Source organism: Streptomyces sp. NPDC001770 (genome assembly GCF_053596135.1).
In genome coordinates this window covers 25,804-49,933 of the sequence record NZ_JBSFFN010000026.1, presented here as the reverse complement: position 1 = coordinate 49,933, position 24,130 = coordinate 25,804, and the positions used below count along the sequence as shown (strand labels likewise).

Here is a 24,130-nt window from a genome sequence, read left to right as displayed (position 1 = left end):
GACCGCCCGGCACGTTCCGCTACCCGGGCCGCAGCCGACCCGCGAGACCGGCCGCGCACCGGCCCCGCAGCCCGTGGACCCTTCCGACCCGCGTCGATGCGGTGCCGGGGATACCCGCCGCACCACCGCTCGCCCGCCGTGCGGTCAGAGCGTGGCCGCCCGTTCGGCCAACGCCAGGGCCCGGTCCGGGAGTTCCTCCCGGTCCAGCTCCCCGCCGCCGAGCCAGTGGACCCGCGGATCGCGGCGGAACCAGGAGTCCTGACGGCGTGCGAAACGCTTGGTGGCGCGGACGGTCTCGGCGCGCGCCTCGTCCTCGGTGCACTCGCCGGCCAGCGCCGCGAGCACCTGCTGGTAGCCGAGCGCGCGGGAGGCGGTGAGCCCCTCGCGCAGCCCCTGGGCCTCCAGCGCCCGGACCTCGTCCACCAGACCCGCCTCCCACATCCGGTCGACGCGCAGCGCGATCCGGGCGTCGAGTTCCGGGCGCTCGACGTCCACCCCGATCTGGAGGGCGTCGTAGACCGGCTCCTCGCCCGGGAGGTTGGCGGTGAACGGCTTGCCGGTGATCTCGATGACTTCGAGGGCGCGGACGATGCGGCGGCCGTTGCTGGGCAGGATCGCCCGGCCCGCGCCGGGATCGGCGGCGGCGAGCCGCTCGTGGAGGGCGCCGGGGCCGCGTTCGGCCAGTTCCTGTTCGAGCCGGGCGCGCACCTCGGGGTCGGTGCCCGGGAACTCCAGGGCGTCGATGGTGCCCTTCACGTACAGCCCCGAGCCACCGACCAGGATCGCGGACCGGCCTTCGGAGAGCAGCCGGTCGATCTCCGCGCGGGCGAGGCGCTGGTACTCCGCGACGCTGGCCGTACGGGTCACGTCCCAGACGTCCAGCAGGTGGTGCGGGACGCCGTCACGTTCGGGAAGGGTGAGTTTCGCGGTGCCGATGTCCATGCCCCGGTACAGCTGCATGGAGTCGGCGTTGACCACCTCGCCGCCGAGCCGCTGGGCGAGGAACACCCCCAGATCGGACTTGCCTGCTGCCGTGGGGCCGACGACGGTGATGACGCGCGGGGCCGGAACTGGGTTTCTCACCGCCCCAGTCTCCCAAACCTCCCGCGCCGCGCCGACCGGGACCCTCCATTTGTACGACTAAGCACCTTTTGTTCCTCGCGAGTAAAATCGGCGGCACCGGACAGGAGTGCCGGTGCGGGAGCGGACTCGGCCCGAGCGACCACGGCACGGAGGATGACCCATGGGATTCCTGGACAATCTCAAGGCCCGGCTGGGACCGGCGAAGGAGAAGGTCGGCGACAAGGTCGGCGACCTCGCGCAGCAGCACGGGGGCAAGATCGGGCAGGGCCTGGACAAGGCCGCGCGCACGGTCGACCAGAGGACCAAGGGCAAGTACAGCGACAAGATCCAGAGCGGTACGCAGAAGGCGAAGGACACGGTGGACCGCCTCGGCCACAAGGACGGGCAAGGCCCGGGCCCGACGACGGGCTTCGGCGGCGCGGGCGGTACGCCCCCGCCGCCGCCGGCCCACTGAGACCGGGCACGGCCCTGCCGGGCGGCGCACCGGTACGGAGGACCGAAAGGACGGCCGCGGAGCCCTGCTCCGCGGCCGTCACCCGTTCGCGGGGCCCGTACGGGTGAAGCGGCGGCCGGACCGGAGTGCCCCGGACCGCGCCGGGCTCAGGACCAGGCGGCGACGGTGTAGCCCACTCCGTACGGCGCGTCCTCGTACAGCGCCCGGCCCCGCAGGCCCGCTCCGTCCGCGGCACCGGCGAGCACCTGCCAGGGGGCCCGGCCCGCCGCCTTCAGGGCGTACGCGAGGGGGGCGTCGAGTTCCGCGAGGGCCCGCACGTCCGCGGCACCCAGGGCCCGTGAGGTGGCGGCGTCGAATCCCTCGGCGCGGGGGTCCAGATAGCCGGGCGCCTTGACCGTGCGGCAGGCGCTGCCGTCGCCCATCACCAGCAGGGCCACCCGCTCCGCGCGCTCCGCCAGCCCCCGGCCGGCCTCGGCACAGCGCTCCGGGGAGAGCGGTTCGCCGACGCCGAGCCCTTCGACGGGAGACGCGGTCCAGCCGGCCGTCGCGAGCAGCCAGGCGCCGACGGCGAGCGAGGCGGGCAGCGGCCGGGAAGGTGTTCCCTCGTCAGGAGCGGAGCCGGCAGGGGTGCCGGTGCCCAGCCGGACGTCGAGGTCGACGCCGAAGCCACGGAAGTCCCCGGTGCTCCCCGCCGGGAAGGTGCCCCGTCCGCCCTCCGCCGCGGGCCCGACCACGACCAGCAGACCGGGGCGGGACCGGGCGAGGACGGCGAGGGCTTCGGCACAGGCGGCCCGGACCGGGTCGAGCTCGGGGGCGGCCCCCGCGGCGACCTCGGGGACCAGCAGGGGCGGGCAGGGGCTCACGGCGGCGGCGACAAGCATGCCGGTCAGCGTACTGGCCGCGCACCCTCAGACGAGCGGGCCCTGCCCACCGGGGGCCTCAGTCCGGATCGGACGGCCCGCACCGGGGTCCTCCGTCCGGATCGAACGGCCCGCACCGGGGTCCTCAGTCCGGATCGGACGGCCCGATCCGGACGGAGGCTCCTTGAGCCCGGGCGGGGCCGTGGGGACGGGGTCAGTCGCAGCCGCAGCCCGGCGCGGAGGCGGCCGGCAGCGGGGCGGGGGCGCCGATGGTGGGCAGGCCCAGCATCACGCCGGCGGGCTTGGCGGCCGCGGCGGCGTTCCGCTTCTCCCAGGCGTCGCCGGACCGGGTGGAGCGCACGGCGAGGGTGGCGCCCTCGGCGAGCAGGTGGTGCGGGGCGGCGTAGGTGATCTCGACGGTCACCACGTCACCGGGGCGCACGGTGCCCTCCGGCTTGGTGAAGTGGACGAGGCGGTTGTCGGGGGCGCGGCCGGAGAGCCGGTGGGTGGAGCCGTCCTTGCGGCCCTCGCCCTCCGCGACCATGACCTCCAGGACACGGCCGACCTGCTTCTTGTTCTCCGCCCAGGAGATCTCCTCCTGGAGGGCGGAGAGGCGCATGTAGCGCTCCTGCACGATCTCCTTGGGGATCTGCCCGTCCATGTCGGCGGCCGGGGTCCCGGGGCGCTTGGAGTACTGGAAGGTGAAGGCGTTGGCGAAGCGGGCCTCGCGCACGGCGTGCATGGTCTGCTCGAAGTCCTCCTCCGTCTCGCCGGGGAAGCCCACGATGATGTCGGTGGAGATGGCTGCGTCCGGCATCGCGGCGCGCACCTTCTCGATGATGCCGAGGAAGCGTTCCTGCCGGTAGGAGCGGCGCATGGCCTTCAGGATCGAGTCCGAACCGGACTGCATCGGCATGTGGAGCTGCGGCATGACGTTCGGCGTCTCGGCCATCGCGGCGATCACGTCGTCGGTGAAGTCGCGGGGATGCGGCGAGGTGAAGCGGACGCGCTCCAGGCCCTCGATCTTCCCGCAGGCCCGCAGCAGCTTGGAGAACGCCTCGCGGTCGCCGATGTCGGAGCCGTAGGCGTTGACGTTCTGGCCGAGCAGGGTGATCTCGGAGACGCCCTCGGAGACGAGCGCCTCGATCTCGGCCAGGATGTCGCCGGTGCGACGGTCCTTCTCCTTGCCGCGCAGGGCGGGCACGATGCAGAAGGTGCAGGTGTTGTTGCAGCCGACCGAGATGGAGACCCATGCGGCGTAGGCGGACTCGCGGCGGGTGGGGAGCGTGGAGGGGAACGCCTCCAGGGACTCGGCGATCTCGATCTGCGCCTCCTCCTGGACGCGGGCGCGCTCCAGCAGCACCGGGAGCTTGCCGATGTTGTGGGTGCCGAAGACCACGTCGACCCACGGGGCCCGCTTCACGATGGTGTCGCGGTCCTTCTGCGCGAGGCAGCCGCCGACCGCGATCTGCATCCCGGGGCGCTTGGTCTTCATCGGTGCGAGCCGGCCGAGGTTGCCGTAGAGCTTGTTGTCGGCGTTCTCACGGACCGCGCAGGTGTTGAAGACCACGACGTCGGCGTCGCCGTCCGCGTCTTCGGGGGCGCGGACGTAACCGGCGTCCTCCAGCAGGCCCGACAGCCGCTCCGAGTCGTGGACGTTCATCTGGCATCCGTACGTACGGATTTCGTAGCTCTTGAGTTCTTGAACGTCCACTGCGAGGCTCCGGTCGCTGCTGCTGGTCATCCCTCAAGGGTAGGCGCTCCGGGAAAGCCCCTTCTCCCGCCCGTTCGCGGGCGGCTCTGGTCAGCGCGGGCTCCGGGCTGGCAGGATCGCGGCCATGTCCCCGACCGGCCCGTCCCCCACCCGCCGCCGCATGCTGCGCGCGGGCGCCGCCTCCGCGGTCTCGGTGGGACTCGTGGCCTGGTGGGTGCTGCCGCTCGACAGCCCTTCGCCCAGTGGCTCCCTGGTCTTCTCCACCGGCGTACGGACCGGGGTCTACCAGCTCTACGGGGAGCGGCTCGAAGGGGCGCTCGCCACGGACATGCCAGGGGTGTCCATACAGCTGCGGACCAGTGAGGGCTCGCAGCAGAACATCGAGCGGGTCGCGGCGGGTGAGGCGGACTTCACCATCGCCACCGCCGACTCCGTGGCGACGTATCTGCGGAGCGGCAGGCCCGGGGCGCGGCGGCTCCGCGGCTGCGTCCGCCTCTACGACGACTACGTGCAGCTGATCGTGCCCCGGTCCTCCTCCGTGCGGAGCGTCGCCGACCTGCGGGGCAGGCGGGTGGGCGTGGGGCAGCTCGGGTCCGGGGTGAAGCTGGTCGCCGACCGGCTGATGACCGCCGCCGGGGTCGATCCCGCCAAGGGGGTCACTCCGGTGACGGCCGGGATCGACACCATGCCCTCGCTGATGGTGGAGGGGAAGCTCGACGCCTTCTTCTGGTCCGGCGGGCTGCCGACCAGCGCGGTCCAGCAGCTCTCGCGGCGGACCGACGTGCGGCTGGTGCCGCTGGAGGACGAGCTGATCCGCCGGCTCCAGGCGGCGGGCGGTTCGACCCGCTACTACCGCGCGGCGGTCATGCCCGCGGACGCCTACCCGGACATGCAGCGGGGGCAGTCCGTGCCCACGGTCGCCGTCGCCAATCTGCTGGTGACCACGGACCGGACGGACGCGGCGATGACCGAGGCGTTCACCCGTACCGTCATCAACAGCCGGGACCGGATCGGGCGGGAGGTGCACTCGGCACAGCTGGTGGACCTGCGGACGGCCATCTACACCGATCCGCTGCAGCTGCACGACGGCGCCCAGGAGTACTACCGCTCGGTCAAGCCGTAGCGGAGACCGGGCCGGCCCGGCCGACGGAGCGCCTGGTCAGGCGTGCGGGGTGTCGCGCGGTACGGACACCGTGACCCGCAGGCCGTGGGGCTCGTTGCGGCCGTAGCCGATCGTGCCGCCGCCCGCCGCGAGCAGCACCCGCGAGATGGAGAGCCCGAGGCCGGAGCCCCGGACGTTCTGGTGGCGGTTGCTCCGCCAGAAGCGGTCGCCCACGCGGGCCAGTTCCTCGTCGGTGAGTCCGGGGCCCCGGTCGGCGACCACGACGGTGGAGACGGGGCCCTCAGCGGCGACCGACACCGTCACGTCCTGGCCGGGCGGGGTGAACTTCAGCGCGTTGTCGATCACCGCGTCCAGCGCACTGGAGAGCGCTATCGGGTCGGCCCAGGCGGTGACGGCCGGGGCCCCGTCCTGGGTGAGGCCCACGCCCTTCCCGTCGGCGACCGGGTGCCAGGCCGCGACACGCTCCGCGGTGAGGGCCGCGACGTCGGTGAGGGCGAGGTCGGCCTCTGCGTGCTCGGCGAGGGCCAGGTCCAGCAGGTCGTCGAGGACCTGGGCCAGCCGCTTCCCCTCCAGCCGCACCGAGGCGATCTCCTCGTTTCCGTCGGGGAGTTCGAGGGCGAGCAGCTCGATCCTCAGCAGCAGCGCGGAGAGCGGGTTGCGCAGTTGGTGGGAGGCGTCCGCGACGAATGCCCGCTGCTGTTCCAGGACTTCTTCGACGTTGTCGGCCATCTCGTTGAAGGAGTGGGCAAGTCTGCGGAGTTCGGGAGGGCCGCCGCCTTCGGCCACGCGGGAGCGCATCCGGCCGCGCGCGATGTCGTGGGTGGCGGCGTCCAGGGTCCGTACCGGGAGCAGCACCCAGCCGGTGAGCCGGAATGCGGCCCCGACCGCCACCAGCATCGCCGCCGCCTCGCCGAGGGCGATGATCAGCCAGCCGTGCAGGATGCGGGCCCGCATCTCGTCGGTGGGCGAGTCGATGACGACGACGGCGACGACGTCCCCGTCGCGCACGACGGGCGAGGCGACGACGATCCGGCCGTGCTGCCAGGGCCAGACCTGGGGCGGGTCGTGGGAGCGGCGGCCGAGCAGCGCCTCCTGGAAGGCGGCGCGGCCCTCGCCCTCCCGGGGCAGGTTCCAGGTGGACGGCGCCCTGGCCAGGTAGCGGTCGTCGCGGTAGAAGATCCCGGCCCGGATTCCGTACACGGTGGCGTAGGCGTCGAGATCCGCCTGGAGGGTGCGGCGGCGTTCGTCGTCGGGAGCGACGGGTTCGCTGATGAACTGGGCGAGCGCGGCGAAGCGCGCGGTGTCGTCGATCCGGTCGATGACGACCTTCTGCTGCTCGGCGCCGGCCACGCTCATCGCGAGGGGGAAGCCGAGCGCGAGCAGCACGGCGGCCATGAGAACGATGAGCAGGGGCAGCAGACGGGTACGCACCGGAGCGGCAGATCCTCAGACGGCCGGCGGGACGAGCCGGTAGCCGACCCCTCGCACCGTCTCGATGAGTGCGGGCAGCCCCAGCTTGGCGCGGAGCGAGGCGACGTGCACCTCCAGGGTCCGGCCGGTCCCCTCCCAACTGGTCTGCCACACCTCGCTGATGATCTGCTCGCGCCGGAACACCACGCCGGGGCGCTGGGCGAGCAGGGCGAGGAGGTCGAACTCCTTCCGGGTGAGCTGGACTTCGGCGCCGTCGACGCTGACCCGGCGGGTGGGCAGTTCGACCCGTACGGATCCGAGGAGCAGTGCGGCCGGCGGGATCTGCGCGGTGTCCTCGCCGCTGGTGGTGCGGCGGGCGACGGCGTGGATGCGGGCGAGCAGTTCACCGGTGTCGTAGGGCTTGGTGACGTAGTCGTCGGCGCCGAGGTTGAGCCCGTGGATGCGCGAACGGACGTCGGCGCGGGCGGTCACCATGATGACGGGGGTGGAGGTGCGCTTGCGGATCCTGCCGAACACCTCGTAACCGTCCTGGTCCGGCAGCCCGAGGTCCAGCAGGATGACCCCGAAGGGTTCCCGCTCGGCGGGGAGCAGGGCGCGCAGCGCCTCTTCGCCGCCGCGGGCGTGCACAACCCGGAAGCCGTGGCGGGCGAGCACGGCGGACAGGGCCGCGGCGACGTGGTTGTCGTCCTCGACGAGCAGCAGTCTCACTGGCCCTCCTCTCCGTGTTGGCCGGTCGCGATCCCCGGGCGCCGCCTACAGGGCGTCACCCCAGGAGGAGACGATAGACGGCGTTCGCTCCCCCGGGCACGCCCTCAGGACCCGCCGTCGGTCTCCGTTCCGCTTCCGTCAGCCTCCTGGGCATCAACGCCGACGCGCGGGATCCAGTCAAGTCCCGGCCCGTTACGACGGGGTTTCCGTTACCCACCCGGTACGCCGGCGGGCACGGGGCGCCCAGCCCCTTCACACCGAGTATCCAGGGAATGCCGGATCGTTATCCTCAATTCTCCCTCAGATCTACTGACGGTCATCGCACTGCGTCACTAGTGTCCAAGTGCCTCGACACGCAGGGTTCGCCCCTGCCGGCCGAGGCGCTGGCCCCCCGAGGAGGACGGAGCAAGAGCCGATGAGCGGAGTTTCAGTGACGAAGGCCGCCGAGGATGCCGCACCCGAGGCAGACGACCTCGTCGTACTGAGCAACGTCAACAAGCACTTCGGCGCGCTGCATGTGCTCCAGGACATCGATCTGACCATCGCCCGCGGCGAGGTCGTGGTCGTCATCGGACCCTCCGGGTCCGGAAAGTCCACGCTGTGCCGCACGATCAACCGCCTGGAGACGATCGATTCGGGGTCGATCACGATCGACGGACGCCCACTTCCCCAGGAGGGCAGGGAACTTGCCCGGCTGCGCGCCGATGTGGGCATGGTCTTCCAGTCGTTCAACCTCTTCGCGCACAAGACCGTGCTGGAGAACGTCATGCTGGGCCAGGTCAAGGTCCGCAAGACCGACAAGAAGACCGCGGAGGAGAAGGCCCGGATCCTGCTCGACCGGGTCGGCGTGGGCGTGCAGGCGGACAAGTATCCGGCCCAGCTCTCCGGCGGTCAGCAGCAACGCGTCGCCATCGCAAGGGCGTTGGCGATGGATCCGAAGGTCATGCTCTTCGACGAGCCCACGTCGGCGCTCGACCCGGAGATGATCAACGAGGTCCTCGAAGTCATGCAGCAGCTGGCCCGGGACGGCATGACGATGATCGTCGTCACCCACGAGATGGGCTTCGCCCGCTCCGCCGCCAACCGTGTCGTCTTCATGGCGGACGGAAAGATCGTCGAAGAGGCCACGCCCGACCAGTTCTTCAGCAACCCCCGCAGCGACCGGGCCAAGGACTTCCTGTCGAAGATCCTTCACCACTGACGACAACGACCTACGACAGAAGGAAAGTTCAGATGCAGCTCCGCAAGTCGGCCGCCCTCGCGGCCATCGCCGTCATCGCTCTGACCGCCACCGCCTGTGGGGGCAAGGAAGGCTCGGCCGGCGACAAGCCCGCGGGCACCAAGCCCGGCGCCTCCGACGCGCCCGCCCTTCCCACGTACACCGTCGCCACCGGGGTCGACCTGGACTCGCCGGCCTTCAAGGAGGCGAAGAAGCGCGGGAAGCTGATCATCGGCGCCAAGGCCGACCAGCCGTACCTGGGCTTCGAGGACCAGTCCACGAAGGAGCGCTCCGGCTTCGACATCGAGATCGCCAAGATGATCGCCGCGGACCTCGGCTTCTCGGACAAGCAGATCGAGTGGAAGACCGTCGACTCCGGCATCCGCGAGACGGCGATCTCCAAGGGCCAGGTCGACTACTTCGTCGGTACGTACACGATCAACGACAAGCGCAAGCAGCTGGTCGGGTTCGCCGGTCCGTACTACAAGGCGGGCGCCGACCTGCTGGTCCGCTCCGACGAGAAGGCCATCACCGGTACGGACACGCTGAAGGGCAAGAAGGTCTGCTCGATCGTGGGTTCGACCCCGCTCCAGGAGATCAAGAAGCCGGAGTACGGCGCGAGCGTCGTCGAGCTGGCCAAGTACTCGGACTGCGTGCAGCAGCTTCTGACCAACCAGGTCGACGCGGTCACCACCGACGACTCGATCCTCAAGGGCTACGCGGCCCAGAACCCCAAGAAGCTGCGGGTCATCGGCAAGCCCTTCACCGAGGAGCCCTATGGCGTCGGCCTGAACAAGGACGACAAGGTGCTGCGGGACGCGATCAACGACTCGCTCGAGAAGCACGTCCAGGACGGCTCGTACAAGAAGATCTACGACGCGACCCTCGGTCTCTCCGGCTCGGCGTACACCGCCCCGCCGGCCATCGAGCGCTACTGACGGCGCGCCGCCCGGCGTCACCTCCCCGACGCCGGGCGGCCCCGCCCGCCCGACCCGACCCGTACGCCCGACCGGCCCCGTACGCCCGATGCCGCTGACAGCCGACGCGGAGACCTCATGAACGTACTGCTCGACAATTTCCCGGAGTTCCGCGACGGCTTCATAGGCACGGTGTCGATCACCGCCGTCAGCTCGGTCATCGCGCTGGTGCTCGGCGTCGTCATCGCCGGCATGCGGGTTTCACCGGTGCCGCCCCTGCGGATCTTCGGCACGGCCTGGGTGACGCTGCTGCGCAACACCCCTCTGACGCTGCTCTTCCTCATCTTCTTCTTCGTCGTGCCGCAGGTCTTCTTCTCGGGCCTGAGCCCGTTCGTCCTCGGTTCGCTGGCGCTGGGCTTCTACACCTCGTCGTTCGTCTGCGAGGCCGTCCGCTCCGGCATCAACACCGTGCCGCTGGGCCAGGCCGAGGCCGCCCGCTCGATCGGCATGTCCTTCCCGCAGACCCTGCGCCTCGTCGTCCTCCCGCAGGCGACCCGGTCCGTGATCCCGCCGCTGAGCAGCATCTTCATCGCCCTCACGAAGAACTCGGCCATCGCCGGCGCCTTCAGCGTCACCGAGCTGTTCGGCTGGCAGAAGCTGATGAGCGACCGCGGCTACGCGATCACCCCCGTCTTCATCTGGGTCGCCCTCGGCTACCTGGTCGTCACCTTTGTCATCAGCGGTCTCTTCCGGCTGCTGGAGCGCCGTATGGAGGTCGCCCGATGAGTGCCAGCGTTCTCTACGACGCGCCGGGCCCGAAGGCCACCGTAAGGAACCGCGTCTACGCGGTGGTCGGCGGCGTCGCCATCCTGGCGCTGATCGTCTTCGCCATCAAACGGCTGTCGGACACGGGCAACCTCGATTCCGGCATGTGGGACATCTTCAACTACGCGGGCATCCGGCAGAACATCGCCGACGCGGTGCTGGCCACGCTCAAGGTCTTCGGCCTGGCGGCGGTCGGATCGGTCGTCCTCGGCGTGGTGCTCGCGGTCGGCCGTCTCTCCGACCACCGGCCGGTGCGCTGGGTCGCGACCACGTTCATCGAGCTGTTCCGCTCGATCCCGCTGCTCATCACGATCTACGCGATCTGGGTCGGCTTCCTGACCGACTACTCGATGTGGGCGCTGGCCCTGGGCCTCTCCGTCTACAACGGCTGCGTCCAGGCCGAGGTGCTGCGGGCCGGAATCAACTCGGTCCCCCGGGGCCAGAGCGAGGCCGCGTACGCGCTCGGCATGAGCAAGACGCAGGTGATGCTCGGCGTGCTGATGCCGCAGGCCGTGCGGGCGATGCTGCCGACGATCATCAGCCAGCTGGTGGTGACGCTCAAGGACACCTCGCTCGGCTACATCATCCTGTACCCGGAGCTGCTCCAGACCGCGCGTCTGATCGCCTCCAACACTCTGGTCGACGGCAAGTACCCGTACGTCTCGACGATCGTCGTCATCGGCACCATCTACGTGACGATGTGTCTGCTGCTGTCGGCGCTCGCGACCTGGATCGAGCGGCGCGGCCGGCGCGCCAGGACGGGCATCGCCGTGGCGTCGGCCGCTCCGGCCGCCGGCATCGACGCGCCCGTCGCGACCGCCGCTGTCCCGGCCGCCCGGCCCGGGGGCGCAGGGGGCGCGGACCTTCCGCCGGCCGCCGAAACCGTCGCGAAGACGGTCGCGGCCGACGGGACCGGGGGGACCGGAGGGGGCCCCGGGACCACCGGGAAGTCGTAGCGGCCCGCCTGGAGCGAGGAGCATTCGAGGCAGCGGCGCATGCGCCGCTGCCTCGCTCGCTTGACGCGGGCATCCCCAGTGGGTTGCATACGTTCTGTGATCACGCACCGGACTTCGACCGCTTCGACTACCAGGTTTCGCATGACCGTTCGGGCCGGAGGGTACGCACCGTGGACCCGGTGATCGTCGTCGGCACCGGACCCGTCGGTCTGACGCTCGCCCTCGCCCTGGCGGCGCACGGTGTGCCCTCCGTGCTCCTCGACGAGGGGCTCGGCAAGGACGAACCGCGCCCCGCGCGCACGGTGGTACTGCGCGAGGACACCGCCGACCTGGTCATGCGGCTCGGCTGCGCCACTCCGGACCGCGCGGCACTGAGCTGGTCGGGCTGGCGTTCGCTCCGCCGGAACCAGCTGGTACGTGAGGTACCACTCGGTGCGAGCCCGGGAAGCGGCTCGGCGCCGGCGCCCGTGCACCTGCCGCAGCACGCGCTCACCCGGGGGCTGCGGGCCGCCGTGGCCGCGCACGAGCTGATCCGGCTCGTGCCGCTCAGCCGGGTCGACACCCTGGAGCAGGACGCGTCCGGCGTCACCGTGCACACCAAGGACCCCGACGCGACCTGGTGGCGCGGAAGTTACCTGGTCGGATGCGACGGAGCGCGCTCCACCGTGCGCAAGCTCCTGGACGTCAGGTTCCCGGGCCGGACCGCCGTGGAACGCCACGCCGTCGCCGCGCTGCGGGTCGAACTCCCCTGGCCGGGGGCGGCCGTGCTGCACCGTCAGCCGCCGTGGCGCGCGGCCGGCACCGAGGTGACGGCCCGTCCGCTGCCGGGCGGGGTCTGGCGGCTCGACTGGCTGCTCCCGAACGGCGGTGAACTGGTCACGCCCGAGGCGCTGATCGCCCGCACCCGGGAGACGCTGGCCGGCTGGTGCGGGGAGACCCCGCCCTACGAGCTGCTGGACACCGGCGTCTACACGGTCCACCACCGGCTCGCGCTGCGCTGGCGGGTGGAGCGGGCCTTCCTCGCGGGGGATGCCGCCCATCTGCTGGGCGCCCTGGGTACCCAGGGCGTGGACGAGGGCCTGCGGGACGCCGAGAACCTCGCGTGGAAGCTGGCCCACGCCTGGCACCACGGGGCATCCGAACTGCTGCTGGACAGCTACCAGGCCGAGCGACGGGCCGCCGTGGCCGCCCGGCTGCGTGCCGCCGACCAGTCGCTGCCGATACTGCGCGGCGGAGGCGGTCTGCGGACCCTGGTGGCGGGCGGCGCGCGCGGGCACGACACTCTCTTCTTCGACGCACATCTCGGGTACGGCCCGCTCGGCGCACCCCCTTCGTACACGCACTCCCCCCTCGCACCACAGCACGCCCAGGCGCACGTCCCGGTCGGTACGCCCCCCGGTGCGCCGGTCGCCGAGGTACGGGCGACCGCACCGGACGGAACATCCGTACGACTGCGGGGCCGGCTGGGACGCGGCCGGTTCCTGGTGGTGCTGATCGCCCCGGGCACCGGTGTCTGGGACCGGCGGCACTGGATGACGGCGGGCGTGATGCCCCGTCTCGCGGAAGCCGTGCGCGCCCTCCCGGTGGAGAGCGAACTCCTCGTCACGGAGAGCTATCCGGGCGCGGCGGCCCACACGGTTCTGCTGATCCGGCCGGACGGACACCTGGTGGCCGCGTTCGCCGGGGTGCGGCCGGCGGAGCTCTTCGCCGCGGCGGACGCCGCGCGGGGCGGCCCACCCGGCACGCCCGGCACACCCGGCGCTTCCCCCGCGGACGACGACTCGACCCCGCGCGCCTCCGCACGCTCCGAGAGGGCCGCCACACTCAATTGACCCGCGGGGACCCGCGTGGTGTACTCCAGAACATGACCGACGACACCTGCGTGCGCCTGTGGCGGAGGGTCCACATGGACCTCGTCCGCTACGCCGGCTGCGTGTGTCGCCCTTCCTGCTGACTCGCCTCTCCCCGCCGTGCCGTGCTGCCTCCGCACCGGCACGCGCCTTCACGCGAACTCTCAGGACGGTCATCGTGTCTGCGCTCTCCGCCTCTTCCCTGCCCGCGCCCTCCCCGGCGTCGGCGGCTGCCTCCGTACCCGCCGTTTCCCTGGAAGCCCTCGAAGCCCTCGAACTCCCGGCCGAAGCCGGTACGCCCCCGGCCGCGCCACCCCCGGTGACCGCGCCGACGGTGGCGGAACTGCTCGAATTCGCCCGCCGGACCGCCGCCGACGCCAGGTTGATCGCCTCCCTGCCGCTCGACCCCGAGGACCGCACCTGGGTGCGGCTGGACGGGCCCGCGGGCAGCGAGGCATGGCTGATCGGCTGGCCGCCGGGCACGGGCACCGGCTGGCACGACCACGCGGACTCGGTCGGCGCCTTCCTCACCGCTTCCGGCGCCCTGAAGGAGCACTCGCTGGCCGCCCGGCTGCCCACCGACGGGTGGAGGACGCTGGAGCTGACCGAAGGGATCGACCGCAGCCGTGAACTGACGGAGGGTCAGGGACGTGCGTTCGGCCGCCACCATGTGCACGAGGTGCTCAACGAGTCCACCACCGAGCACGCCGTCTCCGTGCACGCCTACTACCCGCCGCTGCCCCGCATCCGCCGCTACAGCCGTACGGGCGCGGTGCTCCGGCTGGAGCAGACCGAAATTCCGGAGGACTGGCAGTGAGCGAGCACGAGAACATCCGCACGGCGGGCGGCGACCCGGCGTCCGCGCCGGTCGGCATCGACGAATTCCTCGAACGGGTACGGAAGGGCTTCGAGCGGGTCGGCCCGGAAGAGGCCGCCTCGGAAGCCGCCGAGGGTGCCCTGCTCGTCGACATCCGCTACGCCGCCCTGCGCGAACGCGACGGTCTGATCCCGGGCGCGCTGGTCGTCGAACGGAACGAACTGGAGTGGCGGCTCGACCCGTGGGGCAGTCACCGCGCGGAACAGGCGGTCGGCCACGACCTGCGGATCGTGATCGTCTGCAACGAGGGGTACGCCTCCAGCCTCGCGGCAGCCTCCCTGCACCGGCTCGGCCTGTCCCGCGCCACCGATCTCATCGGCGGCTTCCAGGCATGGCGGGCGGCGGGACTCCCCGTCACAGCCTCCGGTTGAACGTACGGGTGCGGAGTTACCGCTACGTGGGGCCGGCCGACCTGTGGCGGACGGTCCGGCCCGACGGCGCCCGGCCCGGTGGCGACCGGCCCGACGACGCCCGGTCCGGTGGTGACCGGTCCAGTGACGTTCGGCCTCACGACGACCGGTCCGGTGGCGGCTGCCGGATCGCCTCGGCCGCGGACTTCGAGGGCTGGGTGGCCCTGCGCCCGGCAACCGAGCTGCGCGAGCCGTTCACCTTCGTCGTCGGCGGGGACGGCACGCTGCGGCTGGCCCCGCGCCGCAGCGAGCATGTGGCCTGCGCCGGCAGGGAGGCCGTGCTGAGCGCGGGAGAGATCGGCTTCACCCGTGATGCGGGCACGTGGACGGTGGACGGGATCAGCAACCAGTCGACCGGCTACTGCCCGGACACCAGTTCCTGGCCCGCCGTCGCGCGGGCACTGGACCGCGCGGGGCTCGCCCGGCCGGACGGTTTCACCCATGAGGTGGTGTTCCGGCGCTGCCCTGCGTGCGAGTCGCACAACATCGTCCGCGAGGGCCACTTCGTCTGTGTGTTCTGCGATGGAGAGCTGCCCGCTCTCTGGAACGTGGACCAGTCGGCCGATGTGGACCAGTCGGCCGATGTGGACCCTGCGGCCGACGTGGACCATTCGCCCTGAGACCCGCACCAAGCACCACGCACCACGCACCCCGTACCCGTACCCGTACCCGTACCCGCCGATGATGCCGTTCCGGCCGGTGGCACCCCGCCTCGGTGGGCCACCCGGAGGCGCTCGCCTGTTCGCACCGCGCGGGCCCCCGTTGGCGGGCACACCGCTCCCGGGCCTACCCGAACGGCCGCTCCCCGGTGGAGCGGTCACCGCGCAGGCCCGACATTCGCCTCATGCACCAGGAGGCGAACGTGTACGGAGATGGCGCGCTGATGGACATGGACTCCCCCGTCCTCACCCCGGACGAACTCGACCTCCAGGCCTCCCGCCTCCAGGAGTCGGAAGCCTGGCGGCGCATCGTCACCGACTGGGACCGCTCGGCCGCCGAACCCGTACCCCTCCGCCCCGGCACCGGACCCGCCACCGGACCCGTCGGTAAGCCCACGACCGCGCCCGGCCCTGCCGACGCCCTCCCCACCCGGTCACCGGAACACTGGCGCGGGCTGCTCTCCGTACCCGTCGATCAGCTCGTCGCGGACTCCCTGCGCGCCCTGCCCGCCGCGTCCCCCGTCGAGCGGCGCCTCCCCGGGCGGCTCGGCGCGATGCTGCCGGACCGGCTCCACTCCTGGCGGCGCATCGGCCGGGGCGACGTACGCCCTTCGGTCCACCTGGCCTACGCGCGGCTGATCCTGACGGAGTGGGGATGGCAGAACACTCCGTACCGGCTGCGCAACGCCCGTGGCGCCCGGTGCGTGTGCGGGGCGATGCTCACGGCGCACCGGCTCGGCTACGGCTCCGCCGAGACCGTGGACCGGGCCGGGGCGTGGATGATCACCGAGCTGCGCTCGCAGGGCTGGACCGATCTGATCGGCCCCTGGAACCGGGCGCCGGGCCGCACCGCCTCCGACGCCATCGCCCTGGTCGACGCCACCATCCGACGCGCCTCCCTGGCCGGCCACTGATCGTCGACCGAATTCGGCAGCCGGTTATGGGCAGCCGGACGGCAACAGCCTGAAGCCTCCCCGCACCCCCACCAGCACCAGCACCAGCACCAGCACCAGCACCGCGGAACGCTTCGCCGCACCACCGCGTACGTCAGGAACGGCCGAGCCTCCTCGGCCCACGTCAGAACGGCTCGTCCAGACCCTCCGTGTCCTCCCCCTCGGCCTCCAGCGCTTGGCGCACCACGCGGAGTGCCATGCCTTCTCCGTATCCCTTGCGGGCGAGCATGCCCGCGAGGCGGCGCAACCGCTTGTCCCGGTCGAGCCCTCGCGTGGACCGGAGCTTGCGCGCGACCAGTTCGCGGGCCGTCTCCTCCTCCTGCTCGGAGTCGAGCTGCCCGACCGCCTCGTCGATCACCGCGGAATCGACGCCCTTCGTGCGGAGTTCACGGGCGAGCGCCCGGCGCGCAAGACCTCGGCCGTGGTGCCTGGATTCCACCCAGGAGTCCGCGAACGCCGCATCGTCGATCAGCCCCACGTCCTCGAAGCGCGACAGCACCTCCTCGGCCACCTCGTCGGGAATCTCCCGCTTGCTCAGCGCGTCCGCGAGTTGCTTGCGGGTGCGCGGGGTCCCGGTGAGCAGGCGCAGGCAGATGTTGCGCGCCTGCTCCACCGGGTCTCGCGGCTCCCCCGTCTCGGCCCTCGACGAGAAAGGGGAGCCGCTGCTTCTGGAACGGGAGCGACGGCCCCCGCCTTCGCCGAATCCCGCACCGTCGCCGAATGCCGTCCCCGGGCCCGCCCCCCGACGGGCTCCGGAACGAAACTCCGCCTCGGTGTCCGGCTCCGGACCCGCTCCCGGTCCGCCGGCGAAACCGCCCGCATGCCGCGGGTGGGGCTCCGCACCGAATCCGGTGGCCGGCTCCGACCACTCCGTACGCCGTGTCACGGGACTAGCTCTTGGCCGCCGCGGCGGTCTTGGTGGCCTTGGCCTTGGCCGCCGCAGCCGTGGTCGCCGGCTTCGCGGTGCTGTCGGCCGCCCCTGCGGTCACGGCGTCCGCCGCGTCCGTACCGGCCGCCGGAGCGTCGCTCTCCGGGCGGACACCGACGCCGAGCTTCTCCAGGATCTTCTTCTCGATCTCGTTGGCGAGGTCGGGGTTGTCCTTGAGGAAGTTCCGGGCGTTCTCCTTGCCCTGGCCGAGCTGGTCGCCCTCGTACGTGTACCAGGCGCCGGCCTTGCGGACGAAGCCGTGCTCCACGCCCATGTCGATCAGGCCGCCCTCGCGGCTGATGCCCTGGCCGTAGAGGATGTCGAACTCGGCCTGCTTGAACGGCGGCGCGACCTTGTTCTTGACGACCTTGACGCGGGTACGGTTGCCGACCGCGTCGGTGCCGTCCTTCAGCGTCTCGATGCGGCGGATGTCGAGACGGACCGAGGCGTAGAACTTCAGCGCGCGGCCACCGGTCGTGGTCTCCGGGGAGCCGAACATGACGCCGATCTTCTCGCGGAGCTGGTTGATGAAGATCGCGGTCGTCTTGGACTGGTTGAGCGCGCTGGTGATCTTGCGGAGCGCCTGGCTCATCAGACGGGCCTGGAGACCCACGTGGGAGTCACCCATCTCGCCCTCGATCTCCGCACGGGGCACCAGGGCCGCCACGGAGTCGATGACGATCAGGTCGAGCGCGCCTGAGCGGACCAGCATGTCCACGATTTCCAGAGCCTGCTCGCCGTTGTCCGGCTGGGAGAGGATCAGGTTGTCGATGTCGACGCCGAGCTTCTTGGCGTACTCCGGGTCGAGCGCGTGCTCGGCGTCGATGAACGCCACCTGGCCGCCGAGCCGCTGCGCGTTGGCCACGGCGTGCAGGGTCAGGGTGGTCTTGCCGGAGGACTCCGGGCCGTACACCTCCACCACGCGGCCACGCGGCAGACCGCCGACGCCGAGGGCGACGTCGAGCGCGGTGGATCCCGTGGGGATCACCTCGATGGGTTCGTTCGGACGCTCGCCGAGGCGCATCACCGCGCCCTTGCCGAATTGGCGCTCAATCTGTGCGAGAGCGGCGTCCAGCGCCTTCTCGCGGTCGTTGCCTGCCATGGGTTCCACCCGATTTGCTTGAGTCGATCGCTTCACGTCAAAGACGCTAACCCCTGCCACTGACAATGGGCCTCGACGTCCTCCCGGCCTGTGGAAAACTCCACGGCCGAGCCCGGGAAACCCGGGCCCTGGAGGCCATGAGAACGGATGTTCGATTTTGGTGTCAAGCGCACCACGCCGCCCGCCACCACCCGGCCGGGGCCGCCCCGCACCACGACGGACCGCACCGAACCGCACCGCCCGCCGTCGCCACCGGGTGCACGCATCCGCACCGACCGGCATCGGGGACCGTGACCGAAGTCATGCCGCGACCGGGCTCCCGGAGCCGCTTCGTCCCGTCCGCCGGACGTGAGCACCGGGCCCGCGCGACGGCCGTCGCCGCCTCCCTCCCTCGTACCCACTCCGTAACGATCACGCCCGGGGCGCGAATTCGGCGCACCGGGCGCTGCATGCTGATCGGCGCAAGCGAACACACGTCGGCCGGCGGGCACGGTCGACCGGAGTCACGGGGGCCGCGATGCGCACCTTCCGCACGACCGCACGTCGCACCCGGGGGCTCGGCGCCCTGGGACTGACGGCCGCGGCGCTCCTCGCGGTCACGACGGCCTGCGGGACGGGAGACGGGGAGGCGGGCGGCTCCCCGGCGTCGAACGGACCCGGCACCTCCGCACCCGCCGTGTCCCGGGCGGGCGGCTCCGGGACGCCCGGCAGCGCTCCGGGCGACGGCGAGCCCCCTGCGTACGACGGCACCTGCACCGACGCCAACACCGACGTGACCATGGAGTTCGCCCGGTCTCCGCAGGAGGACGACGCGAAGTTCCTGCTGGTCGCCACCAACATCGGCGACCAGCCCTGCACGCTCTACCACTATCCGGTGATCACCTTCGGCGACGCGCGGTACGTGCTGCCGCCCCTCAAGGACTCCGCCCGGCGGACCCCGGTGGCCCTGGAACCCGGCCAGAAGGCGTACGCGGGCCTGCTCGCCCGCCAGAGCAACAAGGAGACCAGCACCCCCGAGACGACGGTCGTGCTCGGTCCGCCGGGCCGGACCGTCGCCCCCGGGGGTACGGACGAGGGCGCGCTCCTCCAGCTCCCCGGGGAGGGGGAGGTGTACGTGGACCGGATGGCCCGGGTGACCTACTGGCAGAGCGACACCGACAGCGCGGTGAAGCCGCTCTTCGCCCACTGACCCGGCAACGGCCCCGGCGGGTCGCGGCGCGAGGCACAGAGGGCGTCGGCTACCGCAGGTCCGGGCCCCCGTGTCCCGTACCACCGCTCCCGCCGTCCGCACCTCCGGATTCGCCGGAACCGTCCGGACCCGCCGCCTCACGCGCCCCGTCCGCGCGCCGGTCGCCGCCGGAGTGCGGGACTGGTCCTCGTCCCGCCCTCTGCGCCAGCCTCCGCGCCCGTGTCCAGACGGGTTCGCCGGGCTGCCTGCTGCTGCCGCCCACCCGGGGGTCGTCGGTCACCGCGTACCGCTTGACGTACGCGCCGAGGAAGGCCTGGAGCGTGGCCACCGCGGGGATCGCGATCAGCGCGCCGACCGCGCCGAGCAGAGCCGTACCGGCGATCACCGATCCGAAGGCCACCGCCGGGTGGATGTCGACGGTCTTCGAGGTCAGCTTGGGCTGCAGCACGTAGTTCTCGAACTGCTGGTAGATCACGACGAAACCGAGCACCCAGAGCGCGTACCAGGGATCGACGGTGAACGCGATCAGCATCGGCAGGGCACCCGCGAGATACGTGCCGATGGTCGGGATGAACTGGGAGACCAGACCGACCCACACCGCGAGCGCCGGGGCGTAGGGCACTCCGAGGACGACGAGCAGGATGTAGTGCGCGATGCCGGAGATGAGCGCCATGAGACCGCGCGAGTAGAGGTAGCCGCCGGTCTTGTCGACCGCGATCTCCCAGGCCCGCAGTACCTCGGCCTGGCGGGACGGCGGCAGTACGGAGCAGAGCGCGCGGCGCAACCGGGGCCCGTCGGCCGCGAAGTAGAAGGAGAACAGGAAGATCGTCAGCAGCCGGAACAGGCCTCCGAGCACGGTGGTGGAGACGTCGAGCACTCCGGTCGCACTGTTCTGCACGTACCGCTGGAGCCAGTCCGAGTGCAGCAGGCTGTCCTGGACCTCGACCCGCGAGAGTTCCGTGTGGAACGTCTGGTTGACCCACTTGATCACCGAGTCGAGGTACTTCGGGAACTCGTCGAACATGTCCACGATCTGCCCGGCGAGCATCGAGCCCAGCAGGAAGACGAACCCGATGCCCAGGATGAACACGACGATGAACACGAGGAAGGTCGCCAGACCGCGCCGCATGCCCCGTCCGGCCATGCGGCCGACCGCCGGCTCTATGGCCAGGGCGAGGAAGAAGGCGATGAGGATGTTGATCAGCAGACCGATGAGCTGGTCGAATGCCCAGCTTCCGAGGCGGAAGCAGGCATAGAGCGCCAGTGCCATGACCACGGCACGCGGGAGCCACCGGGGCATGCGCGCGGGTCCGTCGTCCACCGGGGGCTCCGGTGGCACGGCAGGCGGTACGGGAGGCGCGGCGGAGTGCTGCGGGTTCTGCACGGTCTCGTCTGTCGGGGCCACGCCCACAAGTCTCGCCTACGGACGGAGCCGCCGGTCCCCCGGCCTGCGGCCGCCAGACTGCCTGGGTTTCACCGGACGGAGTCCGCGGTCCTGGGCGCGCGGTGGCTCAGCGGCGCTCGGCGGGGATGTCCATCGCCGTGCAGACGGCACGCCAGACGTCCTTCGTCTCCCATCCCGCTTCGAGTGCCTGATGGACCGTCAGGCCGTCCAGCTCCGCCATGACGTGGTCACGCGCGAAGGAGTCCGCGTACCCGCCGCCGAAGTGGTCGGCCATCCGCTCCCAGAAAATCGTCAACCGCATGACCCCAGTATCCCGCTCCCGGGGTGCGCTCCGACGCGGGAGGCACCGCGGGGTGCTTTCCGCTCTACGGTCGGTCCATGCCCGGAACCGCAGCACGTCCCCTCGCCCGCGCCGAGCAGTTCATCTGGCTCACGGCCCGCGTACTCGAACAGCGGAGGTTCGCCCACGACTTTCTCGACGGAGCCCCGGACGCGGTCGAGACCGCGCTCGCCGCCTATCTGAACGAGGACGGCGGTTACGGCCACGCCCTCGAACCCGATCTGCGCGGCCCGGTCAGCCAGCCCCTGCACACCGCGCACGCGCTGAGCGTCCTGGACTCCGTCGGCCGCTGCCACGGGCCCCGGGTGGACCGGATCTGCCGCTATCTGACGGCGGTCTCCACCAAGGAAGGGGCGCTGCCCGCGCTCAGACCCTCCCAGCGCGGCTACCCAGCCGCGCCCTTCATCCCGGTCGTCGACGATCCGCCCGCCGAACTGCTGGCCACCGGACCGGTCGTCGGGCTGCTCCACCGCAACCAGGTCTGGCACGCGTGGCTCTTCCGCGCGACGGACTTCTGCTGGTCGGCCGTGGAGTCGCTGACCGTCTCGCATCCGTACGAGATCGAGGCGGCGGTCGCCTTCCTGGACGGTGCTCCGGACCAGGAGCGCGCGCGGGCGGCGGCCCGGCGGCTGGGCCGGCTGGTGCGGGAGCAGCGCCTCGTGGTGCTGGACCCGCGCCGGCGCGAGGACTACCCGCTGGCGCCGGGGTACGCGCCGGGTGAGTACCACTTCCCGTACGACTACGCGCGTACGCCCGCCTCGCTGGCCTGCGGATGGTTCACCGAGGAGGAGTTGTCCGGCTCCCTCGACCACCTCGCGTCCGAGCAGCGCGAGGACGGCGGCTGGCCGCTCACCTGGCGGCAGTGGGCCCCCGGTACGGCCCTGGAGGGGCGCCCGCTCGTCACCCTGCGCGCCCTCCAGATCCTCCGGGCGCACGGCCGTGACCTGGGGTGACGGGCCCGTCCGACCATCGGCGCCAGGTCCTGTCCGGGGGCCCGCCCGGCCGACGGCGCCAGGTTCTGCCCGGGGCCCGCCCGGCCGACGGCGCCAGGTTCTACCCGAGGGCCCGCACCCCGGCGGTGACGGCGACCGCGACGGCCACGACGACCAGGAACGGCGCGCGCAGTACGAGGGCGAGCGCGGCCGCCGCGAGCCCGGCGCCCCGGGCGTCGAGGACGAGACGGGCGCCGTCGCCGAACGTCTGCTGCGCGGTGAGGGCGGCGAGCAGCGCCACCGGGAGCAGGGCGGCCAGCCGCTGGACGAGCGGCCGTTCCAGGACACCGGCGGGCACCAGGAGCCCGAGGAGCTTGGCGAGGTAGCAGCCGGCCGCGGTGAGCGCGACGGCGATCCAGACGGTCATCGGCCGGCTCCCGGGGAGGTGGTGGTGGGGTCCGCGCCCGTGGGGCCGTGTCCCGCGCGCCCCTTGAGGAAGAGGACGGCCGGGGCGGCGAGCCCGGCGAGCAGGACCGGGACACCGGCGGGCAGGACGGGCAGCAGCCCGAGGACGAGGATCACGGCGAGTCCCGCCGTGACGCGTTCCGTGGAGCTGGTGAGCATGGGCGCGAGCAGCGCCAGGAACACCGCCGGTCCGGCGGCGTCCAGCCCCCAGGCGTCGGTGTCGCCGAGCTTCTCGGCGCCCAGCGCCCCCGCGAGCGTGGTGAGGTTCCAGAGCACGTAGAGCGAGGCGCCGGTGACGGTGAACCCGAGGCGGGCGGCCCGGCGGGTGGGCTGGGCCAGGGTGACGGCGGTGCTCTCGTCGATCACCCAGTGCGCGGCGAGCGGGCGCAGGGCGCGGGGCAGGGCGAGCAGCTGGGAGAGGCGGAGCCCGTAGAAAGCGTTGCGTACGCCGAGGAAGAAGGCCCCGGCCGCCGCGGTGTACGGGTTGCCGCCGGCCGCGAGGGCTCCGACCAGGGCGAACTGCGAGGCCCCAGTGAAAACGAGGAGGCTCAGCGCGCAGGTCTGGAGCAGGGTGAGGCCGGCGCCGGCGGCGGTGACGCCGAAGGCGAATCCGGAGAGCCCGACGGCCACGCCGACGCCGAGCGCGTCCCGGACGACGGCCGCGTCGGCCTTCGTCGCACCGGGGCCGCCGGATGCACCGGGGGGAACCGTTCCGCTGTCCGGGCCGGCGGTGGGGAGGTGCGTGGGAAGGGGCTCGGGGTGGGGTGTGGGGAGGGGTGTCGTCTGTTCTGCCACGTCCGCGACCCTAGGCGCGGGGGCGGGTCCCGGTCTTGTACGTTCTTGCGCGTTCGCGCTGGTAGGCGCCTGGTGGCACGCCCACGATCCGGGTGAAGTGCCGGTTCAGATGCGGCTGGTCGGTGAAGCCCACCGCGGCGGCCGCGGCGGCGGGCGGCACCCCCGTCTCCAGCAGTTCGCGCGCCCGTCGCACGCGGGCGTTGGTGAGCCAGGCGTGCGGGGGCATTCCGTACCGCTTCTTGAAGGCGCGCAGCAGCGCGAAGGGGGTGGCGCCGACCTCCGCCGCGAGCGCCTCCAGGGTGGGCGGCGCGGTCAGCCGGTCCTCCAGTACGGCCCGGGCGCGGCCCGCCGCGCGGGCACCGGCGGTGAGGGAGGGGGCAGGTGCCGGCAGGCCGCCGTGCCGGCCGAGCAGGCGGGCGAGCACGATCCGCAGCAGGGTGTCGGCCGCGAGCGCGTTGCCCTGTTCGGCGGCCCGGTGCACCTCGTGGATCAGCCGGCCCGCCTCGGGGTCGGCGGCGCAGGAGGTGTCGAAGCCGACCGTGCCGCGCAGGTTGGTGACCTCGGCCGCCACCGCGTGCACGGCGCCGGCGGAGGGGTAGAGCGTGGCATACGCCCAGCCCTCCGGGACCCCGGCGCGGGCGGTGTGCGGCACCTCCGGGTTGATCATCACCACGGTGCCGGGGCCCGCGTGCAGGGTGCCGCCGGGCAGCCCGACGTCCTCCATGCCCCGGGTGACGGCCGCGACGACGTACCCCTCGTGGCTGTGGCGGGGGAAGGCGTGCCGGACGTAGTGGGCGCGGAGCAGGTCGAGGCCGGGCAGGGCGGCGTACTGCCAGTGCCTCGCCCATTCCCTTGTCGCCGGATCTCCCTCCGGACCTTCCGCCATACCGGCATTCTCGCAGGTCCGACCGTGTGCACCGGCCGATGTCAGTGGT

26 protein-coding genes are annotated in these 24,130 nt (G+C 72.2%); 14 read left to right on the top strand and 12 right to left on the bottom strand.

Going from position 1 to position 24,130, the window contains the following annotated elements; genetic code table 11:
• Positions 1–144: 144 nt before the first annotated feature.
• A complete protein-coding gene (gene miaA / locus ACWCSV_RS22540; protein ID WP_451144879.1) occupies positions 145–1,083 on the bottom strand; it encodes a tRNA (adenosine(37)-N6)-dimethylallyltransferase MiaA in 939 nt (312 codons plus the stop codon).
• A 160-nt stretch (positions 1,084–1,243) separates the two neighbouring features.
• Here miaA and ACWCSV_RS22535 point away from each other — a divergent pair, with 160 nt between their 5' ends.
• Positions 1,244–1,537: an antitoxin gene (locus ACWCSV_RS22535; protein WP_451144877.1), complete on the top strand. Its 294-nt coding sequence runs from the start codon at positions 1,244–1,246 to the stop codon at positions 1,535–1,537.
• A 146-nt stretch (positions 1,538–1,683) separates the two neighbouring features.
• On the opposite strand, the gene ACWCSV_RS22530 is transcribed toward ACWCSV_RS22535, so the two are convergent.
• A complete protein-coding gene (locus ACWCSV_RS22530) occupies positions 1,684–2,418 on the bottom strand; it encodes a class III extradiol dioxygenase subunit B-like domain-containing protein (protein WP_451144875.1) in 735 nt (244 codons plus the stop codon).
• A 193-nt stretch (positions 2,419–2,611) separates the two neighbouring features.
• Positions 2,612–4,141 carry a tRNA (N6-isopentenyl adenosine(37)-C2)-methylthiotransferase MiaB gene (gene miaB / locus ACWCSV_RS22525; protein WP_451144873.1) on the bottom strand — a complete coding sequence of 510 codons (1,530 nt, stop codon included), beginning with the start codon at positions 4,139–4,141 and terminating at the stop codon, positions 2,612–2,614.
• A 94-nt stretch (positions 4,142–4,235) separates the two neighbouring features.
• On the opposite strand from miaB, the gene ACWCSV_RS22520 reads away from it, so the two are divergent.
• A complete protein-coding gene (locus ACWCSV_RS22520; protein WP_451144871.1) occupies positions 4,236–5,234 on the top strand; it encodes a TAXI family TRAP transporter solute-binding subunit in 999 nt (332 codons plus the stop codon).
• A 36-nt stretch (positions 5,235–5,270) separates the two neighbouring features.
• Here ACWCSV_RS22520 and ACWCSV_RS22515 read toward each other — a convergent pair whose 3' ends face one another.
• Together ACWCSV_RS22515 and ACWCSV_RS22510 are read right to left on the bottom strand one after the other, a co-directional pair.
• On the bottom strand, positions 5,271–6,665 hold the full coding sequence (locus ACWCSV_RS22515) for a sensor histidine kinase (protein WP_451144869.1): 1,395 nt from the start codon (positions 6,663–6,665) through the stop codon (positions 5,271–5,273).
• Between the two features lie 15 nt (positions 6,666–6,680).
• Entirely contained in the window at positions 6,681–7,373 is a 693-nt protein-coding gene (locus tag ACWCSV_RS22510) for a response regulator transcription factor (RefSeq protein WP_451144867.1), read from the bottom strand.
• A 415-nt stretch (positions 7,374–7,788) separates the two neighbouring features.
• Between ACWCSV_RS22510 and ACWCSV_RS22505 the strand changes: the two genes are divergently transcribed.
• From ACWCSV_RS22505 to ACWCSV_RS22460, 10 genes are all read left to right on the top strand, one after another.
• The gene (locus tag ACWCSV_RS22505) at positions 7,789–8,574 is read left to right on the top strand and encodes an amino acid ABC transporter ATP-binding protein (protein ID WP_451144865.1); all 786 of its coding nucleotides are present in this window, start codon (positions 7,789–7,791) and stop codon (positions 8,572–8,574) included.
• A gap of 32 nt (positions 8,575–8,606) precedes the next feature.
• The gene (locus ACWCSV_RS22500) at positions 8,607–9,530 is read left to right on the top strand and encodes a glutamate ABC transporter substrate-binding protein (RefSeq protein WP_390958307.1); all 924 of its coding nucleotides are present in this window, start codon (positions 8,607–8,609) and stop codon (positions 9,528–9,530) included.
• A gap of 117 nt (positions 9,531–9,647) precedes the next feature.
• Positions 9,648–10,295 carry an amino acid ABC transporter permease gene (locus ACWCSV_RS22495; protein ID WP_390958309.1) on the top strand — a complete coding sequence of 216 codons (648 nt, stop codon included), beginning with the start codon at positions 9,648–9,650 and terminating at the stop codon, positions 10,293–10,295.
• Positions 10,292–11,290, top strand: a complete 999-nt coding sequence (locus tag ACWCSV_RS22490; RefSeq protein ID WP_451144863.1) for an amino acid ABC transporter permease — start codon at positions 10,292–10,294, stop codon at positions 11,288–11,290. Before ACWCSV_RS22495 ends, ACWCSV_RS22490 begins: the two co-directional genes overlap by 4 nt.
• A 170-nt stretch (positions 11,291–11,460) precedes the next feature.
• Positions 11,461–13,122: an FAD-dependent monooxygenase gene (locus tag ACWCSV_RS22485; RefSeq protein ID WP_451144861.1), complete on the top strand. Its 1,662-nt coding sequence runs from the start codon at positions 11,461–11,463 to the stop codon at positions 13,120–13,122.
• Positions 13,123–13,154: 32 nt separating this feature from the next.
• On the top strand, positions 13,155–13,244 hold the full coding sequence (locus tag ACWCSV_RS22480) for a putative leader peptide (protein WP_328719044.1): 90 nt from the start codon (positions 13,155–13,157) through the stop codon (positions 13,242–13,244).
• 215 nt (positions 13,245–13,459) lie between these two features.
• Positions 13,460–13,957, top strand: a complete 498-nt coding sequence (locus ACWCSV_RS22475) for a cysteine dioxygenase (protein WP_451144991.1) — start codon at positions 13,460–13,462, stop codon at positions 13,955–13,957.
• The gene (locus ACWCSV_RS22470; RefSeq protein ID WP_451144859.1) at positions 13,954–14,388 is read left to right on the top strand and encodes a rhodanese-like domain-containing protein; all 435 of its coding nucleotides are present in this window, start codon (positions 13,954–13,956) and stop codon (positions 14,386–14,388) included. Before ACWCSV_RS22475 ends, ACWCSV_RS22470 begins: the two co-directional genes overlap by 4 nt.
• Entirely contained in the window at positions 14,385–15,047 is a 663-nt protein-coding gene (locus ACWCSV_RS22465; protein ID WP_451144857.1) for a hypothetical protein, read from the top strand. The genes ACWCSV_RS22470 and ACWCSV_RS22465 overlap by 4 nt, the downstream gene beginning before the upstream one ends.
• Positions 15,048–15,271: 224 nt before the next feature.
• Positions 15,272–16,000, top strand: coding sequence for a DUF6197 family protein (locus tag ACWCSV_RS22460; protein WP_451144855.1), 729 nt, complete (start codon positions 15,272–15,274; stop codon positions 15,998–16,000).
• Positions 16,001–16,163: 163 nt separating this feature from the next.
• On the opposite strand, the gene recX is transcribed toward ACWCSV_RS22460, so the two are convergent.
• Entirely contained in the window at positions 16,164–16,925 is a 762-nt protein-coding gene (gene recX, locus ACWCSV_RS22455) for a recombination regulator RecX (RefSeq protein ID WP_451144853.1), read from the bottom strand.
• A gap of 4 nt (positions 16,926–16,929) precedes the next feature.
• Positions 16,930–18,069 (bottom strand): recombinase RecA, encoded by a 1,140-nt coding sequence (recA, locus tag ACWCSV_RS22450; RefSeq protein WP_451144851.1) that lies wholly within the window; start codon positions 18,067–18,069, stop codon positions 16,930–16,932.
• 517 nt (positions 18,070–18,586) lie between these two features.
• Between recA and ACWCSV_RS22445 the strand changes: the two genes are divergently transcribed.
• Entirely contained in the window at positions 18,587–19,258 is a 672-nt protein-coding gene (locus ACWCSV_RS22445; RefSeq protein ID WP_451144849.1) for a DUF4232 domain-containing protein, read from the top strand.
• Between the two features lie 49 nt (positions 19,259–19,307).
• On the opposite strand, the gene ACWCSV_RS22440 is transcribed toward ACWCSV_RS22445, so the two are convergent.
• Together ACWCSV_RS22440 and ACWCSV_RS22435 are read right to left on the bottom strand one after the other, a co-directional pair.
• Positions 19,308–20,558, bottom strand: coding sequence for an AI-2E family transporter (locus tag ACWCSV_RS22440; RefSeq protein ID WP_451144989.1), 1,251 nt, complete (start codon positions 20,556–20,558; stop codon positions 19,308–19,310).
• Between the two features lie 211 nt (positions 20,559–20,769).
• Positions 20,770–20,964, bottom strand: a complete 195-nt coding sequence (locus tag ACWCSV_RS22435) for a DUF3046 domain-containing protein (RefSeq protein ID WP_451144847.1) — start codon at positions 20,962–20,964, stop codon at positions 20,770–20,772.
• Positions 20,965–21,041: 77 nt separating this feature from the next.
• Here ACWCSV_RS22435 and ACWCSV_RS22430 point away from each other — a divergent pair, with 77 nt between their 5' ends.
• Complete coding sequence (locus ACWCSV_RS22430) at positions 21,042–21,956, top strand: hypothetical protein (RefSeq protein ID WP_451144845.1); 915 nt, start codon at positions 21,042–21,044, stop codon at positions 21,954–21,956.
• A 100-nt stretch (positions 21,957–22,056) separates the two neighbouring features.
• Here the strand turns inward: ACWCSV_RS22430 and ACWCSV_RS22425 are convergent, their stop codons facing one another.
• The 3 genes from ACWCSV_RS22425 to ACWCSV_RS22415 are packed head-to-tail and all read right to left on the bottom strand — an operon-like array spanning position 22,057 to position 24,081.
• Positions 22,057–22,362, bottom strand: coding sequence for an AzlD domain-containing protein (locus ACWCSV_RS22425; protein WP_451144843.1), 306 nt, complete (start codon positions 22,360–22,362; stop codon positions 22,057–22,059).
• Positions 22,359–23,195, bottom strand: a complete 837-nt coding sequence (locus tag ACWCSV_RS22420) for an AzlC family ABC transporter permease (protein ID WP_451144841.1) — start codon at positions 23,193–23,195, stop codon at positions 22,359–22,361. The genes ACWCSV_RS22425 and ACWCSV_RS22420 overlap by 4 nt, the downstream gene beginning before the upstream one ends.
• A 10-nt stretch (positions 23,196–23,205) precedes the next feature.
• Positions 23,206–24,081: an AraC family transcriptional regulator gene (locus ACWCSV_RS22415; protein WP_451144839.1), complete on the bottom strand. Its 876-nt coding sequence runs from the start codon at positions 24,079–24,081 to the stop codon at positions 23,206–23,208.
• Positions 24,082–24,130: the final 49 nt, after the last annotated feature.

Excerpts from the sequence above, each read along its gene's own strand:
- ACWCSV_RS22535 (WP_451144877.1), top strand. The coding sequence starts at position 1,244 with ATGGGATTCCTGGACAATCTCAAGGCCCGGCTGGGACCGGCGAAGGAG.
- ACWCSV_RS22530 (WP_451144875.1), bottom strand. The coding sequence starts at position 2,418 with ATGCTTGTCGCCGCCGCCGTGAGCCCCTGCCCGCCCCTGCTGGTCCCC.
- miaB (WP_451144873.1), bottom strand. The coding sequence starts at position 4,141 with ATGACCAGCAGCAGCGACCGGAGCCTCGCAGTGGACGTTCAAGAACTC.
- ACWCSV_RS22520 (WP_451144871.1), top strand. The coding sequence starts at position 4,236 with ATGTCCCCGACCGGCCCGTCCCCCACCCGCCGCCGCATGCTGCGCGCG.
- ACWCSV_RS22505 (WP_451144865.1), top strand. The coding sequence starts at position 7,789 with ATGAGCGGAGTTTCAGTGACGAAGGCCGCCGAGGATGCCGCACCCGAG.
- ACWCSV_RS22500 (WP_390958307.1), top strand. The coding sequence starts at position 8,607 with ATGCAGCTCCGCAAGTCGGCCGCCCTCGCGGCCATCGCCGTCATCGCT.
- ACWCSV_RS22495 (WP_390958309.1), top strand. The coding sequence starts at position 9,648 with ATGAACGTACTGCTCGACAATTTCCCGGAGTTCCGCGACGGCTTCATA.
- ACWCSV_RS22490 (WP_451144863.1), top strand. The coding sequence starts at position 10,292 with ATGAGTGCCAGCGTTCTCTACGACGCGCCGGGCCCGAAGGCCACCGTA.
- ACWCSV_RS22480 (WP_328719044.1), top strand. The coding sequence starts at position 13,155 with ATGACCGACGACACCTGCGTGCGCCTGTGGCGGAGGGTCCACATGGAC.
- ACWCSV_RS22460 (WP_451144855.1), top strand. The coding sequence starts at position 15,272 with ATGCACCAGGAGGCGAACGTGTACGGAGATGGCGCGCTGATGGACATG.
- recA (WP_451144851.1), bottom strand. The coding sequence starts at position 18,069 with ATGGCAGGCAACGACCGCGAGAAGGCGCTGGACGCCGCTCTCGCACAG.
- ACWCSV_RS22445 (WP_451144849.1), top strand. The coding sequence starts at position 18,587 with ATGCGCACCTTCCGCACGACCGCACGTCGCACCCGGGGGCTCGGCGCC.
- ACWCSV_RS22440 (WP_451144989.1), bottom strand. The coding sequence starts at position 20,558 with ATGCCCCGGTGGCTCCCGCGTGCCGTGGTCATGGCACTGGCGCTCTAT.
- ACWCSV_RS22435 (WP_451144847.1), bottom strand. The coding sequence starts at position 20,964 with ATGCGGTTGACGATTTTCTGGGAGCGGATGGCCGACCACTTCGGCGGC.
- ACWCSV_RS22430 (WP_451144845.1), top strand. The coding sequence starts at position 21,042 with ATGCCCGGAACCGCAGCACGTCCCCTCGCCCGCGCCGAGCAGTTCATC.
- ACWCSV_RS22425 (WP_451144843.1), bottom strand. The coding sequence starts at position 22,362 with ATGACCGTCTGGATCGCCGTCGCGCTCACCGCGGCCGGCTGCTACCTC.
- ACWCSV_RS22415 (WP_451144839.1), bottom strand. The coding sequence starts at position 24,081 with ATGGCGGAAGGTCCGGAGGGAGATCCGGCGACAAGGGAATGGGCGAGG.